Annotated in this window: 12 protein-coding genes; 4 read left to right on the top strand and 8 right to left on the bottom strand. The window is 66.9% G+C overall.

Annotated features, from left to right (window positions below):
• Positions 1–37 precede the first annotated feature (37 nt).
• From ITJ49_RS06820 to ITJ49_RS06805, 4 genes are read left to right on the top strand one after another with little or no spacing between them, the layout of a single operon-like run.
• A complete protein-coding gene (locus tag ITJ49_RS06820; protein WP_194603171.1) occupies positions 38–1126 on the top strand; it encodes a nitroreductase family protein in 1089 nt (362 codons plus the stop codon).
• Positions 1123–2139, top strand: a complete 1017-nt coding sequence (locus tag ITJ49_RS06815; RefSeq protein ID WP_194603168.1) for a lysylphosphatidylglycerol synthase domain-containing protein — start codon at positions 1123–1125, stop codon at positions 2137–2139. Before ITJ49_RS06820 ends, ITJ49_RS06815 begins: the two co-directional genes overlap by 4 nt.
• On the top strand, positions 2136–3368 hold the full coding sequence (locus ITJ49_RS06810; RefSeq protein ID WP_194603164.1) for a polysaccharide pyruvyl transferase family protein: 1233 nt from the start codon (positions 2136–2138) through the stop codon (positions 3366–3368). Before ITJ49_RS06815 ends, ITJ49_RS06810 begins: the two co-directional genes overlap by 4 nt.
• A gap of 59 nt (positions 3369–3427) precedes the next feature.
• Positions 3428–5110 carry a hypothetical protein gene (locus ITJ49_RS06805; RefSeq protein WP_194603161.1) on the top strand — a complete coding sequence of 561 codons (1683 nt, stop codon included), beginning with the start codon at positions 3428–3430 and terminating at the stop codon, positions 5108–5110.
• Between the two features lie 244 nt (positions 5111–5354).
• Here ITJ49_RS06805 and ITJ49_RS18170 read toward each other — a convergent pair whose 3' ends face one another.
• From ITJ49_RS18170 to ITJ49_RS06765, 8 genes are all read right to left on the bottom strand, one after another.
• Positions 5355–7373 (bottom strand): acyltransferase family protein, encoded by a 2019-nt coding sequence (locus ITJ49_RS18170; protein ID WP_194603158.1) that lies wholly within the window; start codon positions 7371–7373, stop codon positions 5355–5357.
• Positions 7370–8959 (bottom strand): DUF2142 domain-containing protein, encoded by a 1590-nt coding sequence (locus ITJ49_RS06795; protein ID WP_194603155.1) that lies wholly within the window; start codon positions 8957–8959, stop codon positions 7370–7372. Before ITJ49_RS06795 ends, ITJ49_RS18170 begins: the two co-directional genes overlap by 4 nt.
• A complete protein-coding gene (locus tag ITJ49_RS06790; protein ID WP_194603153.1) occupies positions 8949–9890 on the bottom strand; it encodes a glycosyltransferase family 2 protein in 942 nt (313 codons plus the stop codon). The genes ITJ49_RS06795 and ITJ49_RS06790 overlap by 11 nt, the downstream gene beginning before the upstream one ends.
• Before the next feature lie 117 nt (positions 9891–10007).
• A complete protein-coding gene (locus ITJ49_RS06785) occupies positions 10008–11132 on the bottom strand; it encodes a glycosyltransferase family 2 protein (RefSeq protein ID WP_194603150.1) in 1125 nt (374 codons plus the stop codon).
• A gap of 51 nt (positions 11133–11183) precedes the next feature.
• Positions 11184–12065 carry a glycosyltransferase family 2 protein gene (locus ITJ49_RS06780; RefSeq protein WP_370544403.1) on the bottom strand — a complete coding sequence of 294 codons (882 nt, stop codon included), beginning with the start codon at positions 12063–12065 and terminating at the stop codon, positions 11184–11186.
• Positions 12062–13231 carry a glycosyltransferase family 4 protein gene (locus ITJ49_RS18165; RefSeq protein WP_370544402.1) on the bottom strand — a complete coding sequence of 390 codons (1170 nt, stop codon included), beginning with the start codon at positions 13229–13231 and terminating at the stop codon, positions 12062–12064. The genes ITJ49_RS06780 and ITJ49_RS18165 overlap by 4 nt, the downstream gene beginning before the upstream one ends.
• Before the next feature lie 4 nt (positions 13232–13235).
• Positions 13236–14483, bottom strand: a complete 1248-nt coding sequence (locus ITJ49_RS06770; protein WP_194603143.1) for an ABC transporter ATP-binding protein — start codon at positions 14481–14483, stop codon at positions 13236–13238.
• A gap of 15 nt (positions 14484–14498) precedes the next feature.
• Complete coding sequence (locus ITJ49_RS06765) at positions 14499–15455, bottom strand: ABC transporter permease (RefSeq protein ID WP_228514183.1); 957 nt, start codon at positions 15453–15455, stop codon at positions 14499–14501.
• Between the last annotated feature and the right edge of the window lie 4 nt (positions 15456–15459).

The following is a 15459-nucleotide window of genomic DNA, read 5'->3' as shown; positions in this document are numbered from 1 at the left end:
CGGTCGTCCGGAGAATCGCCTACCCGCGGGAGAACGTGTGCTGAACAAGCTGAAGAAGATCGCCAAAGACCTCCTGGCGATTCGATCGATCCGCCGTGTGTACGAGAACACGAACCGCGCGTTCCTCGAAACATTCGGGTCGAGCCGGATCCTGTCGCACTTCTTCTTCCTGGTGTCGTTCATCACCTTCAACCGCGAGCAGGCGGCGACACTTCAGGGTCGTCGCGACTACTACCGCAACAAGAAGCGCGACCGCCTCACCCGCGTCGAGCTGCGTCGCAACGTGCATCGCATCGAGAAGGGCCTCATCATGCGGCCCCGTCGCGACATCTTCGCCCGGGACTACGTCGGCGAGACCATCGAGTTCTATGCTGCCGCGGCCAGCCAGTGCAAGCGGTCGCCCGGCACGAGCGAGATCGCCGAGATGGACTGGGCGCACAACGTGCTCGAAGAGTACTTCCGCGTCAGTGCCACGGGCAAAGACAAGGTCGTCGACGAGGCTCGCCGCACCTTCGAGTCGATCGACTACGTGCCCTCGACGACCGGCAACGTGCCCCGCGCCAAGCAGCTGACCTCGAACGTCTCGTACGACGAGCTCGTCGACCTCGCCAATCAGCGTCGATCGGTGCGCTTCTTCGACGACAAGCCGGTACCGCGCGATCTCGTCGACAAGGCCCTGATGGTCGCTCGCCAGGCACCGACCGCCTGCAACCGCCTGCCGTACGAGTTCCGCGTCTTCGACGACCCGGCCATGGTCAAGAAGGTCTCGAACATCCCGTTCGGCACGGCCGGTTACGCCGACAACATCCAGACCGTGATCGTTGTCGTCGGCAAGCTCGAGAGCTACTTCAGCCCGCGAGACCGCCACGCCATCTACGTCGACGCCTCGCTCGCGAGCATGTCATTCATGTTCGGCCTCGAGACACTCGGCCTCTCGTCGAGCGTCATCAACTGGCCCGACTTCGAGCCTCTCGAGCGCAAGATGCAGAAGACACTCGGCCTCTCCGGCTCCGACCGCGTGATCATGCTGATCGCCGTCGGCTACGCTCACCCCGACGGCCTCGTGCCGTTCTCGCAGAAGAAAGAACTCGACACCTTCCGCAGCTACAACAACCTCGCCCGGTGAGCGGAGACGCTCCCCTCGAGACCGAGGTGGCTGCGGCGACGACGATGCCGACGAAGAAGCAGCGGCGACGGAAGCTGCTGAGCCGCATCGTCACGATCGTGGTTGTGGCGATCGTCGCCGTCCTCTTCGCTCGATCGCTGTCGAAGAACTGGACCGCCGTCCAGGAGGCCAACCTCCACCCGTCGTGGTTGCACCTCCTGGCGATTCTCTGCTTCGCCTTCGCGGTGCCGGTCTCGGGCCTCCTCTGGGGAATGATCCTCAACCGTCTGTCCGACGAGGGGTCGCACGTGGGCGCCCGGCAGGCGATGGCGGTTCACTCGCTCTCCTGGCTGCTGAAGTACGTTCCCGGTCAGATCGGCTCGGTGCTGAGCAAGGTCGTCTGGGGGCAGAAGAACGGGTTTCCACGCACCCTGATCCTGATCACGTTCATCTACGAGAACGTCTTCCTGCAGATCGCGTCGATCGTGCCGAGCGCCATCATCCTGATCCTCGTGGTCGGGCCGACCCTCGTCGAGGGCAACGCGCTCACGGTCGTCGCCGTCGTCGTCGTGATGGTCCCGCTCGTCGCGATCCTCGTACCGCAGGTCTTCCACCGCATCATGTCGATCGCGAGTAAGCGCTTTCTCAAGGCGCCGCTGCCCGAGCAGTACTTCCTGCACCCGGTCGCCAGCCTCGGCTTCTCGGCCGCCTACGTCACGCCGCGCGTGATCAACGGCGTCGGGTTCATTCTGTGCGCTGCGACGGTCACGACCGTGACGCCCGGCATGTGGGTGCCCCTCGCCGCAGCGTATGCCCTGGCAGGCGCCATCGGGATCCTCGTGATCTTCGTTCCGTCGGGTATCGGCGTGCGCGAGGCCGTGCTCTTCGTCTGCCTCGTCGGCATCGGGATCGCCCCCGGCCAGGCCGTCGTCATCTCTGTTCTCTCGCGTCTGCTCTCCACCGTGGGCGACGCCGTCATCGCCCTCCAGTACGGCGCCCTGCGTCTGTCGCTCCCGAAAGGTTCTCCCGCATGAGCTCGACCCCGCACGTGACCATCATCGGCTCCGCTCTGTCGGGCAACAAAGGCGCTGCCGCCATGCTGGAGTCGTCGATCGCGACGCTCGAAGAGCGCCTGCCCGGCGTGCACTTCACCCTGCTGAGCATGTATCCGCGCGAAGACCGCGAGCAGAACAGCTACCCGAACCTCGAGATCATCGATGCCCGGCCGCGCACGCTCGGCGTCAACATCAACTCGGCCGCTCTCGCCTACCGCCTGCTGCCGCCGCTCCGTGGCCTGCTGAAGTCGCGCTCGAAGGCCGTCGCCGCCCTCGCCGACTCGCAGGTGCTGCTCGACCAGGGTGGCATCACGTTTACCGACGGCCGCGAGAAGTTCCTGATCTACAACGTCGCGTCGATCCTGCCCGCTCTCAACATCGGCACCCCGGTGTTTAAGTGCGCGCAGGCCGTGGGGCCGTTCCGGAACCGGATCAACCGCCTCGTCGCCCGCACCTTCCTGCCGAAGGCCGCGACCGTCGTCACCCGCGGCCGCATCACCCAGAGCTATGCCGACAAGCTGCGTCTCACCAACACCTTTGCCGGCGCCGACTATGCGTTCTCACTGGAGTTGAGCGGTACCGAAGAGGCTGCGGCGGGCAAGGCCGTCGACCTCTCGATCTTCGACGACGAGGTCGTCGGCCTCAGCCCGAGCGTCGTGCTGCAGAAGAAGGTCGACGCGCGCGAGGGTGGCTACATCGGCCAGATGGTCACCTTCATCGACCAGGTCACGGCGTCGGGCAAGAAGCTCCTGCTCGTGCCCCACAGCGTCCGCACCGGTACCGATGCCACGCACAACAACGACCTGCCGCTGTGTCGCGAGATCTACTCGCGCGTCGCCGACAAGGCCGCCGTGACTTTCATCGACCGCGAGCTCTCGTCGCAGGAGCTCCGCTACCTGATCGGGCGCTGCTCGTTCTTCGTCGCGAGCCGCTTCCACGCGATGGTGTCGTCTCTCGCGATGGCCGTGCCCACGCTCGTGATCGGCTGGGGCCACAAGTACGAAGAAGTGCTCGAGATGTTCGAGCTGCAGGAGTGGGCGTTCGGGCACGACAAGCTGACGCCGTCGCACCTGTGGAGCCGCTACGAGGCGTTGCTCGCCGCGCAGTCGGAGGTCAAGGCCAAGCTCGACGAGCACCTGCCCGAGGTGAAGAAGCGGTCGCTGAAGCAGGCCGACCTGATCGCCGAGCTGGTGAAGAAGGGGCTGTAGCCCCTAGTTCCGCTTCACTCCACCCGCTTTCCCGTTCCCGATACGAGACTCGGTTTTCGATGCCCGACACACGCACTCTCGATCGCACATCGCCTGAGACGACAGATCGTCGGGCACCCCGGGGTCTCCGGGGGCTGCCGCTCGCGGTTTGGGCCGCAGTGGCCTTCTTCGCCGCGACGATGACCTTCTGGTCGATCGCCGACCCGACCTACCGCTCGGCCGACGAGCCGGATCACGTGTCGGCGGCGATCTACTGGGAGACCTACCACTCGTGGCCGGGCTTCAAAGAGATGCCGCGCATGGCTTCGGTCGATGCCTCCGTGAAGATCAGCGGTGTGCGCTCGACGACGAAGCCGGTCGAGCAGCGTCCGGCCCTCTCGGCGACCGAAGCCACGCCTCGGCCGGATCGCCAGTCGTTCAGCGAGCTGGGCTCGGGCACCGACACCCTGGTCAACAAGGCCGGCCAGCACCCGCCGGGGTACTCGGCGCTCCTCGGCACCGTCGCCGACGTGCTTCCCGCCACCATCCCGTGGGATCTCGAAGTGTGGATCTTCCGCATGATCTCGGTGCTGCTGCTGACGCCGCTTCCACTGGCCGCAGCCCTGATCGCGCGACGTCTCGGCGCGAACCGCGTCGTGATCTCGGCGGCAGCCCTTTCGGTGCTCGCCATTCCGCAGCTCGCCGTCGTCGGCGGAGCGGTCAACAACGACAACCTGCTGAACGCGGCCGGGGCGTGGATCGCACTGGGTACGGTCCACGTGCTGACCGGAGACCTGCGAAGGCGAACGGCACTCTGGGTCGGACTCGTCTCGGCCGTAGCCCTGCTGACCAAGGCATGGTCGCTTCCGCTCGTCGCCGTCGTCGTGCTCGCCTATCTCGTCGCCGCCGTGCGCGAACGGTCGCTGCTCCGCGTCATCACTCCGGCGCTGATCTTCGTCGTGGCGGCCCTGGCCGGCGGCTGGTGGTGGATCCACAACGTCGTCGTCTACGGCAAAGTGCAGCCCGCCGGTCACTTCGACCCCCTGAAGACCGGGCCCCTGGCCATGGCCGACACCCTGCACCTGATGAAGGACCAGTTCGAGAGCGTCTTCCCGACGAGGTTCTGGGCGCTCCTGTCGATCAAGAGCGGCGCGCTGGCCTACCCCACCTGGATCCCCGCCGTGCTCTCGGTCGTCCTCGTCGCGATCCTCCTCGCCGGCCTCGCGCTATCGCCCCGTCTCGGAGTGAAGCGGGCCACGGTCGTGGTCATGGTCCTGCCCACGCTGCTCACCCTGGCGATCCTGCTCGAGTCGGTCTATTCGCTCACCCGCAAGACCGGGGTCGCGGCGGGAGTGCAGGGGCGCTACCTGTATTCGTCGATCGTTCCGCTGCTGGTCGTCGCGGTCATCGGGCTCGCCGCGCTGCTCGGTCTCGTCTTTCGGGGCCGTGCTGGTGACGATGACCAGGCGGGGGCGGCGCGATTCACAGCTGCGCACCTGGTCGCGCTTCTCGTCGGCGTGTTCGGCGTCGTCTACACGGTCGTCAGCATGGGGCGGGCGATCTCGTGGCACTTCGGCGAGGAGCACTGGTCGAACCCGCTCGACTCACTCGGCGATCTCGCCGCGTGGTCCCCGCTCCCGTACGCGCTGTCTGTCGTGGTGATGATCGCGTTCGTGGTGGCGGCGCTCTTCGCGCTCGTGGCCGCTGCTACGTCGGTGCGGGCGACGCCGGCTCGAGCCACGCCGGTGCCTGTCGACGCCTGAGCGAGGGAACGCGCGCCGGCGACGCAGGAGTTCGGGCGCGGGGCGCCGGTAATGCAGGCTCGGGGAGCGCCAAGCCCCCTCAATTCAGGATCCGGCGGCGCCGGATCCTGAACTACGTTCCTGGCCGCCCTGCGCGCTGTTGGCTGACCTGCCCCCGGCGAGACACCAGTAGTTGCGGGTCGTGGAGGCCACAATCCGCAACTACTGGAGTCTCAACGCCACGAAGCGGGGGAGCGCGAAAACCTCAGGCAGAGGCCTTCGCGCGCCGCACCGTCTCTTGCAGGAACTCGGTCAGCGAGGGGATCAGCGACGCTGTGTAGGCCGCCGACAGGTGGTTGTAGTCGCGGTACACGCGCACGCCGTCGATCTCGACCTGGCACTTCGTCTGGTCGCAAAGGCGGTCGGTCGTTGTGAACACGGGATCGACCCCGTTCGCGACCTGAGCCTCGATCGAGAGGTTCTGCAGCGTGTCGATCATGTCGAGCGCTTTTGATCGCGGTGAGGCGCAGGAGGCTGCCGTTCCGCCCGGGGCTGCGAGGCACTCGTTGGGGTTGTAGTGCAGGCGCGGGTTGTCGCGGATCACGGCGATGCGGTCGGTGAGCTTCTTCGTCTGGGTCAGCCAGGTGTTGTAGCCGGCCAGCCACTCGGCCCCCTGCGCCGACTGCGAGAGGGCGCTGCCGTCGGGGGCGACGATGCGGCCGAGGTAGCCTTCGGCCTGCGACACGATCACGGCGGTGGGGTGGATCTCGGTGAGGAGCTTGGTGGTCTCGGCGCGCCAGGTGGCACAGCCGGCTTTGACGTGGCCGCTCGTCATGATGGTCTGCACCGGGATCGTCGGGCAGGCGGAATCCCAGCGGACGACGAGCCTGACGTCGGCCTCCTTCGCAGCAGCTCCGAGAGCGGCCTCCCAGTGACGGGTGTGCGAGTCACCGACGACGACGATCGTGTTCGCGCTGTCGACGGCGCCGTGCACGCACTCCGAGATGCCCGACGGCGACTTCTGGGTCGCGTCGCAGGCGAGGGGCGGAAGGGCCGGGCCCTGGGCGGTGGAGCGCTCGGCCGCGATGCTCGCCGTTCGCCCCTGCCAGTAGGTGCCGCTCGCGATCAGGCCGACGACCAGCGTCATGACACCGGCGGCGAGAATGGATCGCTTGACCGAGCTCGTCAGGGAGGGGGCGAATCGGATCGGGTTCTCGAACGCGAAGTAGGCGACGGCGGCGATGACCAGCGCGATGGCGCCCGCGAAGATCGGCACCCACGGCGACTCCGACTTGAACGCCTTGGGCAGGAGCACGATGAGCGGCCAGTGCCAGAGGTACCAGGAGTACGAGACCGTGCCGATCCATACCAGGGGGCGGAGCTCAAGGATCCGGGTGGGCAGCGTCCGGGGGCTGTCTGCCGGGCCCATGCCGCCGAGGATCACGGCCAGCGTTGCGGCCACCGGCAGCAGAGCGGCCGAGCCGGGCCAGGGCGTCGACGATGGCAGGAGGACCACGATCGCGATGATGCCGACGATGCCGGCCGCGGTGAGGGCGGTCCGGGCCGCGGTGGAGCCGATCAGGTCACGGGGAAGCAGGGCGAGGAGCGCCGCGACCGCGAACTCCCACGCGCGTGTCGGCAGCAGGTAGAAGGCGTTCTGCGGGTCGGTCTTCGTGAGAACGATCGACAGGGTGACCGATGCGACGGCGATCACGCCGAAGATGATCGCGAGCACGACTCGGGGGCGGGCTTTCGCCTTAAGGGCGAGCCAGACGACGAGGGCGATCAGCACGGGCCAGACGACGTAGAACTGCTCCTCGACGCCGAGCGACCAGGTGTGGAGGTACGGCTGCGGCAGGTTGAGGTCTTGCGCGAAGTAGCCGTCGGGTTGGCGCGCGAAGAAGAAGTTCGACACGAAGAGGAGGGCTGCGACCGCCTGCTTGCCGATCTTCGACCAGTCTTCGGGAGAGAGGACGAGTAGCACGATCGGCAGGGTCAGCAAGATCATGAGCGTCGAGGCCGGGACCAGCCGACGCAGACGCTTGGCCCAGAATTGGCCGAAGTGGATGCGGCCGGTGGTCTCGCGGTCGCGGATGAGCTGCCCGGTGATCAAGAAGCCCGAGATGACGAAGAAGATGTCGACGCCGACGAAGCCACCCGAGAAGCCGGTGACACCCGCGTGGTAGGCCACGACCGGCACGATCGCGAGGGCGCGGAGCCCGGTGATGTCGAGGCGGTGGCCTTGGGTCGGTGGTGCCGCGGCACTCCGTCGTCCCGTTGTCACCGACGATTCCCCTCGTTAGCCGGCACTGCTTCGCGGACCAGCCCCGACTCTTCCGGCAGGACACGTTGGCTCACGGCCCGGAAGCACCAGATCACTGCCACGAGCCCGACGACGGCCGTGAGCGCTACGACGAGGGCGATCCAGTGCGGGCCCACCGCTGACGAGTAGGCCCAGGTGTACGCCCCGTCCGAGTCGAAGGCGAGGTGCAGCTGCTCATAGGCACCGCGATACTCGAGCGAGAGCCCGTAGACGGTGACGGCGGGTGCACCGATCACGACCGCGCGGGCGGCCAGGAGCATGGTCTTGGGTTCGACGACGGCACGTGACCAGGCGATCGCGCTGATCACGATCAGCGCGACTATCGCGATGTAGAAGTACCGGCCCTGCACGCCGTAGACGAGGGCAGTTCGACCGTAGACGCGCCAGGTGTTGGCGATGAGGAGCAGCAGAGTCACGACGGGGAAGGAGGCGATCAAGAGCGCATCGCGGCGGAAGGGTCCGCGCCGGAACGCGAAGGCGGCGACGACGAGCAGCGACACCGCGGTCAGTAGATCGGTGAGGTACGGGGTCATGGGGTACTGCAGGCCGCCGAAGCGGCCCCAGAACGATCCCGTGACGGTGTCCCAGAAGGCCTGCATGTAGTTGCCGAGGTCGCGGCCCTCGCCCTCCGGCCAGGTGATGGTCGGGCGCTGGCCGGCGAGGCCGGACGGCTGGATGTCGTGGTAGAGCACGATGTTGCGGACGAACCACCAACCGCCGATGACACCGGCCACGGCGCCGCCCAGGAGTGTGTCGAGGATCCTGCGCCCCCACCCGACCGGCACCACGCGACGGGCGAACAGCAGCCCGAGCGCGACGAACGGCACCGCCGGCACCGCGGTGCCCTTGGTCAGGAGGAAGAGCCCGAGGGCGATCGAGACGAACACGACGTCGCGGACCCTCTGGGCGCCGGTCAGGAACCGGATCATCAGCCACGCCGTCACCGCGCCGAGGAGCACGGCCAGGGAGTCGTTGCTGACCGCCGAGACGATCTGCTGCAGCTGGGGAACGAAGAAGAGCGAGACGGCCCCGAGGAGGGCGATCTTCGGCGACTTCAGCACGCGCTTCACCGACGCGAACACGAGCCACGGCAGGGGGAGCACGAGCAGGATGTCGAAGTAGCGCAGGATCATCACGACGATGTCCCAGCGGAGGTCCATGAAGTGGACGAGCTTCAACACCACGGCGGCCATGAGGTAGAACAGCGGCGGATGCTGGGTCATCTGGTCGATGCCGGGCGAGATGCCGGGGCGATCGGCGAAGATCTCGGCGAAGGTCGAACGCTGGTCGTTGCGGAGCTGGAGCTCGCCGAACTTCGTGTAGGTGACGCCCGAGAGGTAGTGCGCCTCGCCCGGAGCGGGCCAGGTGTGCACCTGGGCGACCCTGATCGCGCTGTCGACGTGAGCGATCTCGTCGGGGGCCCCGTAGAGCGGCGTCAAGACGGCCCAGAAGACCAGCACGAGGCCGAAGGCCGCGGTGACGAGCCACATCGTGCTCGCGCGGTCGGCTAACGGTCGCTTGGCGGGCCGAGCGACCTCACTCGCCATAGCGCTGGAGCTTCTGGAAGTCGAGGGTCTCTTCGGCCAGGGTCCGGTTGATACGAGTCAGGTCGGCCACCACGCCTATGACCAGAGATAAGAGCGCGCTGATTATCAGCAGCAGGCCGAGCAGGAGCGACTGGATGTTCGCGCCGGCGTCGTGCGTGGCGAGCAGGATCAGATACCGCACGAAGGGGATGAGTCCGCCGACCGCCAGAATCGCGCTGATCCAGAGGAAGAGGGCGACCGGTCGGTACATGAGGTAGGCGCGGACGATGGCCGAGCCCGACTGGAACATGTGCTGGAAGATGTTCGAGAACAGCCGCGACTCGCGCGTCTTCGCGTTGGTGGTGATCGGGATGCTCGTGATGGCGAGGCGCTTGTAGCCGGCCTGGACGATCGTCTCCATGCAGTAGCTGAACTGCGTGACGATGTTCAGACGGATGAGGGAGTACTTCGAGTAGGCCCGGAAACCACTTGCGGCATCGGGCAGATCGAGCCCGGCGGCCTGGCTCACGACCCAGCTGCCGAGGCGCTGCATTGTCTTCTTGAACGCCGAGAAGTGCTCGATGGTCTTCGTCTGCCGGTCGCCGACGACGATCTCCGCCTCGCCGCGGATGATCGGCTGCACGAGCTCCGGGATCATCGACTGCGGGTACTGGTTGTCGCCGTCGGTGTTGACGACGATGTCGGCGCCGTTGAGCAGGGCGTAGTCGACACCGTCGCGGAACGACCGCGCCAGGCCCATGTTGGTCGTGTGCCGGACGAAGTGCGTCACGCCGTACGACTTGGCCACCTCGACGGTGCGGTCGGTGCTGCCGTCGTCGATGATGAGGATCTCGATCTTGTCGATTCCGTCGATCTCGGTCGGCATCGATTCGAGGACGGCCGGAAGCGTCGTCTCCTCGTTGAGGCAGGGGATCTGGATGAACAGTTTCACGCGGGTGGGAGTCCTGATTCAGTGCGAGCCGACGGTGCGGCTTCGAGTGGTGCCGGGACGAGGCTGGCGGGGCGAGCCTCATGGGGCGATGTAAACCCCGAGGAGTTTACATGCGGCTTACGAACGGAAACGCCGAGCGCGATCGCCCAGGGAATCAGCGAGTTTCACCACGCGACGCGCCTTCGTTCGAGCGAGTTCGTCGCGGATCCTGAAAAGTTCTCTTTCGAGGCCGAGGGCATGGCCCTCGAGTGCGGAGACGCGCGCGGCCGCTGCTGCGCCGATGGCCTCCACCTCGACGCGCAGCGCCTCGGCGTCACGATCACGCGTGGTGAGGAGCCCCCCGACCTCCGCGGCATGACGAGTCTCGTCGTCGGAGGCGCCGACGTCGGCCGGGTAGTCGCCCGTCAGCCCGTGCGAGGCGAAGAACTCGGGCAGGCTGCGGTCGAGGGTGAAAGGGCCGGTCTCGGCCTCGGCCTCGGTGACCATCCGCAGCGCGTAGTAGTAGTAGAGAGAACCTTCAAGATAGCGACGGTAGTCGAGCATGCCGTGGTGGTTCGGGCTCGGCTGGAGGGTGGGGTTGGCTTCGTAGGCCCGCCCGGAGATCTCGACCTTGTTGCGCAGCTGCTGCCAGGAGCGCCACGGCAGATGCAGCACCTCGAGGGCCAACTCAGGCGGCGGAGATCCCTGAGAAGCGATGCTGACGAAGTGATTGCCCTGGGCGACGTTGACGTCGGCACTGCCGACATGGAGCGCGTTGTGCGTCGGCTGCGCCAGGACGCCGCGCAGCTGGAGTTGCTCGTTGGTGCGTCCGTCTCGCCAGACGAGGCGCTCGAGACCCGCCCCGGAGGCGGCGACCGAGCCGACCAGGTTCACCGTCGGGGCCGTGAAGGATCCGAGACCCGGATCGATTTCGGAGAAGACGTCGTGCAGACGGCGGCTTCGATCGACGGGCATCAGGAACTCGTCGGCGTCGGCGTTGATCACCCAGTCGGCGCCGTAGCGCGCGAACGCCTCGCGAGCCATCGCCGTCACGACGGTGCCCTGCTGCTTGCGCTGAACCGGATCGTGACGCAGGTCGACGAGGCCACGCTCGGCGTAGCCGTCGAGGACTTCACTGGTGCCATCCACCGAGCCGTTGTCGGTGACGATGATCGCATCGGCGCCCTGAGCGACGTGATAGTCGACCCACTGCCGGATGATGTCGATCTCGTCACGGACCATCGCTGTGACGACGAGTTTCATCGGTACTCCTTGAATCCTGCCCACCGGGGTGCTCCGCCAGGCTCGATTCGCCTACGGAGTCGGGCGCCCGTGAATCCTCGCACGGATGCCGAGGCCTACCCGGAGGGCCCACCGGAGAGGCGCGAGATACCAGGCGCGATACTTCGAGGCGAGGAACCGGTAGGCGCTGCGGTGGTGCGCCCGACGCATGAGATCGGACGACTCCCTCGTCGAGTGCGCCCCGACGTGCGTGACGCGGGCTCGCGGCTCGTAGACGTTGGTGAATCCGGCCTTGCCGATGCGGTAGCCGAGATCGACGTCTTCGAAGTACATGAAGTAGCCCTCGTCGAACCCACCGAGCGAGTCGAAGAGCGAGCGCCGCACGAGCAGGCACGCCCCCGACAGCCAGCCAGCCTCGCGGCGGTTCTCGTGATCGCCATCGCTCCGGTACGACCGGCTCCAGGGATTCGACTTCCAGACATTGGCGAAGAGCGCGTGGCCGAGACCGGTGCGGAGCGAGGGGACCCGGCGTGCCGAGGGGTAGAACTGCCCATCGAGCTCGAGGATCCCGGGGCCTACGGCTCCGACGCGGTCGCCGCTCAGTGCGACCTCGAGAAGCGTGTCGACCGCCCCTTCCCCGACGATCACGTCGGGGTTCGAGATGAGGATCCAGTCGACCGCGCGGGGAAGCGTCTCGACGGCGCGGTTAATGGCCGAGCCGTAGCCGTCGTTCGAGCCGAGTTCGAGGAAGACGCCGCCGACGGCCTCGGTGGAGCGACGGGCGGCGTCGGGGTCACGGGAGTCGTTGTCGGCGACGACGATGATCGGCGCGGACACAGAGTCGGCCGGAGTGGCCGCGGCAGGGCTCGAGGCTCGAGCGGCTGACGCCAAGAAGTCGTCGAGGTACTTGCCGGAGTTAAAGCTGACCGTGACGATCGCCACGGTCGAACTCACGGTGTCGCTCCCTTGGCCTTGTCGGGCCTCTCGTAGGCCCGGAGATGCTCGTCGGCGCAGGCCTTCCATGTGAACAGTCTGGCACGGTCGCTGCCGAGACCCGACAGTTCGCGGCGCCGTGCGGGATCCTGAACGAGTCGGAGGATGCCTTGCTCGATCCCGTCGACGGTCGGTTCGGCGTAGTCGACGGCATCGCCCCCGACCTCGGGGATCGCGAGTCGCGGAGCGGTGAGGACGGCCCCACCCGTCGACATCGCCTCGAGCACGGGCAGGCCGAAGCCTTCGGCGCTCGACGGGTAGACGACGAAGCTGGCACCGCCGAGGAAGGCGGCGAGGTCGTCGAGATCGAGGTAGCCGAGGTAGCGCACGGGGGCTCCCGGAGTGTTTCCGGCCGCAGTGAGGAGCGCGGCAGCCTCGTCGTCCCAGCCGAGGCCTCCCGCGACCAGGAGCGGCGGAACCGCGGTGTCGATGCTTCGGGCTCTCTCATGGGCCCGAATTAGAGCGGTCACGTTCTTGCGCGGTTCGACCGTGCCGAGGAAGGCGATCCAGCCGTCCGCGGTCGACGCGTCGAGCCGTCGGGCGAACCGCGTCACCTCATCGTGCGACGGGAGGTGGAAGACGTCGGGGTCTACGCCGTGCAGGGCTACCCGGGTGGCCCGGGCGCGCCCGGCGAAGCGCTCCATCTCGTCGGCCGTGGCCCGGCTCGGGGTCACGATCACGTCAGCGAGGCGACGGGCCAGGCGCATCCACGACGTGAAGAAGGCGCGCTTGAGCGGGGAGTGGTCGGCGGGCCGACTGAAGAACGTGGCGTCGTGGACGGTCACCACGCGTCGGCCGGTGAAGGCCAGCGGAAACGTGTAGTGCGGCGAGTGCAGGGTCGTGGCGCCCAGTCGTTGGGCGAGCAGCGGAAGCCCGAGCTGCTCCCAGAGGAATCGGAGCGGGCGACTGGAGGCGATGCCGGGTGCCGTCACGTACTCGTGGTCGGGGGCCTGGGGCGACAGCCACGCCAGGTCTTCGGCCTTGACGACCACGTGGATACGGGCGCCGGCATCTGTCAGCCCCGAGAGCAGCCCCGCGAGGTAGCGGGCCACCCCACCCTTGTTGGGCGGGATCGACGTGGCGTCGAGGAGGATCGGGAGGACGGCGGAATCGGTGCGGTCGCTCACCGGCTCAACCGGCGATCTGCCGCATCGATGCCGCGACGCGAACGGTGCCCTCGCCGGTGGGATCGTCGGCCATCACGAAGCGCGCGGCCTCTCGCTTGATCGCGATGTGGAGACCGTTCGGCTCGGCGAAGTAGGCGTGCAGGAAGAAGGCGCCGCCACCGAACTGGATGTCGTCGAGCCGGTACTCGACGGTCGCCGTGCCGTGGAGGGGAGCGTGCGTGATGCCGAGGTGCTTGCTGTGGGTGCCGAAGACCGGCTGGCCCAGGTTGTTCTCGATCTTGAAGCCCGAGATCCAGCGCTCGAGAGGGGTCTCGTGGCTGAAGGTCATCGTGATCACCAGGTTGTCGCCCGGCTGGAAGTCTTCACCGGGGGCGCGGCCCTCGGCCCGGATCGTGCCGGACAGCACCTTGCCCGGGGTGATGGCGGCATCGGCCTCGCCGAGAGCGGTTGCCTCGGCCACACGGCGGTCTTCGAGGATGTCGCGGAAGTTCTTGACGGCCTCGCGAGCCGTGCCCTCGAACTGCACCTCGCCCTTGGCCAGCACGACTGCCCGGTCGCAGAGTTCTTGCACCTGGCCGAGAGAGTGGCTGACCAGGATGATGGTGCGACCCTGCTCTTGGAACTCGTGGATCTTGTCCATGCACTTTCGCTGGAACGCCTCGTCGCCGACCGCCAGCACCTCGTCGACGAGGAGCACGTCGGGGTCGGTGTGGATGGCCACCGCGAACGCGAGACGCACGTACATCCCCGATGAGTAGAACTTCACCTGCGTGTCGATGAAGTCGCCGATGCCGGCGAAGTTTAGGATGTCGTCGAACTTCTCCTCGGTCTCTTCGCGCGACATGCCGAGGATGGCCGAGTTGAGGAAGACGTTCTCGCGACCGGTCAGATCGGGGTGGAAGCCGGCGCCCAGCTCTAGGAGCGCGGCGAGGCGACCTCGGCGTTTGATGGTGCCGGTCGTCGGCTCGAGGATCCCGCCGATCGCCTTGAGCAGGGTCGACTTACCCGAGCCGTTCGGGCCGAGCAGGCCGATCGTGGAGCCCGCGGGGATCGTCAGGCTGACGTTCTTGAGCGCCCAGAACTCTTCAGAGTTGCGGCGCCCGGTACGCCCGAGAGTGACGATGCGCTCCTTGAGACTGTTGTCTTTGCGGATCACGAACTTCTTGGAGACGTTCTCGATCGTAACGACGGTGGGAACGTCCGCTTCGCCGCGGGTGGTGCGAACCGTTGCCCGGGAGGTGTCGATGGTCATGCCTGGTCCGTTCGGTTACAGCTCTTGCGCGAAGTTGCCCTGCAACTTCGAGAAGACCCGGTGGAAGACGTAGACGAGCACGAGGCCGATGAGGCCCGCGACGCCCATCTTGATCAGCATGTCGGAGGGGTAGTCGCTCTCGGAGCCGCCGAGCCAGAAGGCGCGGTGGAAGCCGAGGACCGCCAGTGTGATCGGGTTGTCGGTATAAATGTGCAGCAACCACTCCTTCGAACCAGTCGCGCGGGTAGCGACGGCCGACCAGGCGTAGACGATGGGAGAGCCCCACATGAGCAGCATGAGCAGGACCTCGACGAGGTAGCCCATGTCGCGCAGGTACACGTTGGCGGCGGAGAGGAGAAGCCCCAGAGCGGTGCCGTAGATCAGAATCAGAATGGTCGACGGGAAGAAGTAGAGCAGCTCAGCGTGGGCGGGGAACTTGCCGAACACGACGGTGGCGACCAGGAGGACGACGAGCTGGATGCCGAAGTTGAACAGCGCCGAGCCGATGCTGGCCAGCGGGTAGATCTCGCGGGGGACGTACACCTTCTTGATCAGACCGGCATTGGCGACGATCGACCCGGTCGAACCGGCCACGATCTCGCTGAACAGGTTGTAGATCGTCAGACCACAGAAGACGTAGACGGCGAAGTTCGGGATGCCCTTCGCCGCCCCGAGGATCTGACCCAGGATCACGAAGTAGATGACGAGCTGAGTGATGGGGCGGATCAGGGTCCAGACGAAGCCGAGAGCCGAGTCTTTGTAGCGCGACTTCAGGTCGCGTCGGATCAGCAGGTCGAGCAGGCTGCCGTGCGCGATCACATCGCGGATGGTGCCGAAGAAACCGGTGAAGGCTCCGATCGGCTGGCCGGCGATCTGCATCGGCTCGTCTTTGAGTCGCTCGAAGCGCGCGGCCGCCTGCGTCGCTGCCGCCTGCGTGACGGAATTCACCGTCGGTGGCGTCGTGGTGGTCATGGCT

The organism is Frondihabitans sp. VKM Ac-2883 (assembly GCF_015350875.1).
GTDB lineage: Bacteria > Actinomycetota > Actinomycetes > Actinomycetales > Microbacteriaceae > Frondihabitans.
Note: the sequence above shows the minus strand (reverse complement) of the source record. Positions and strands in the feature narration are given on the sequence as shown.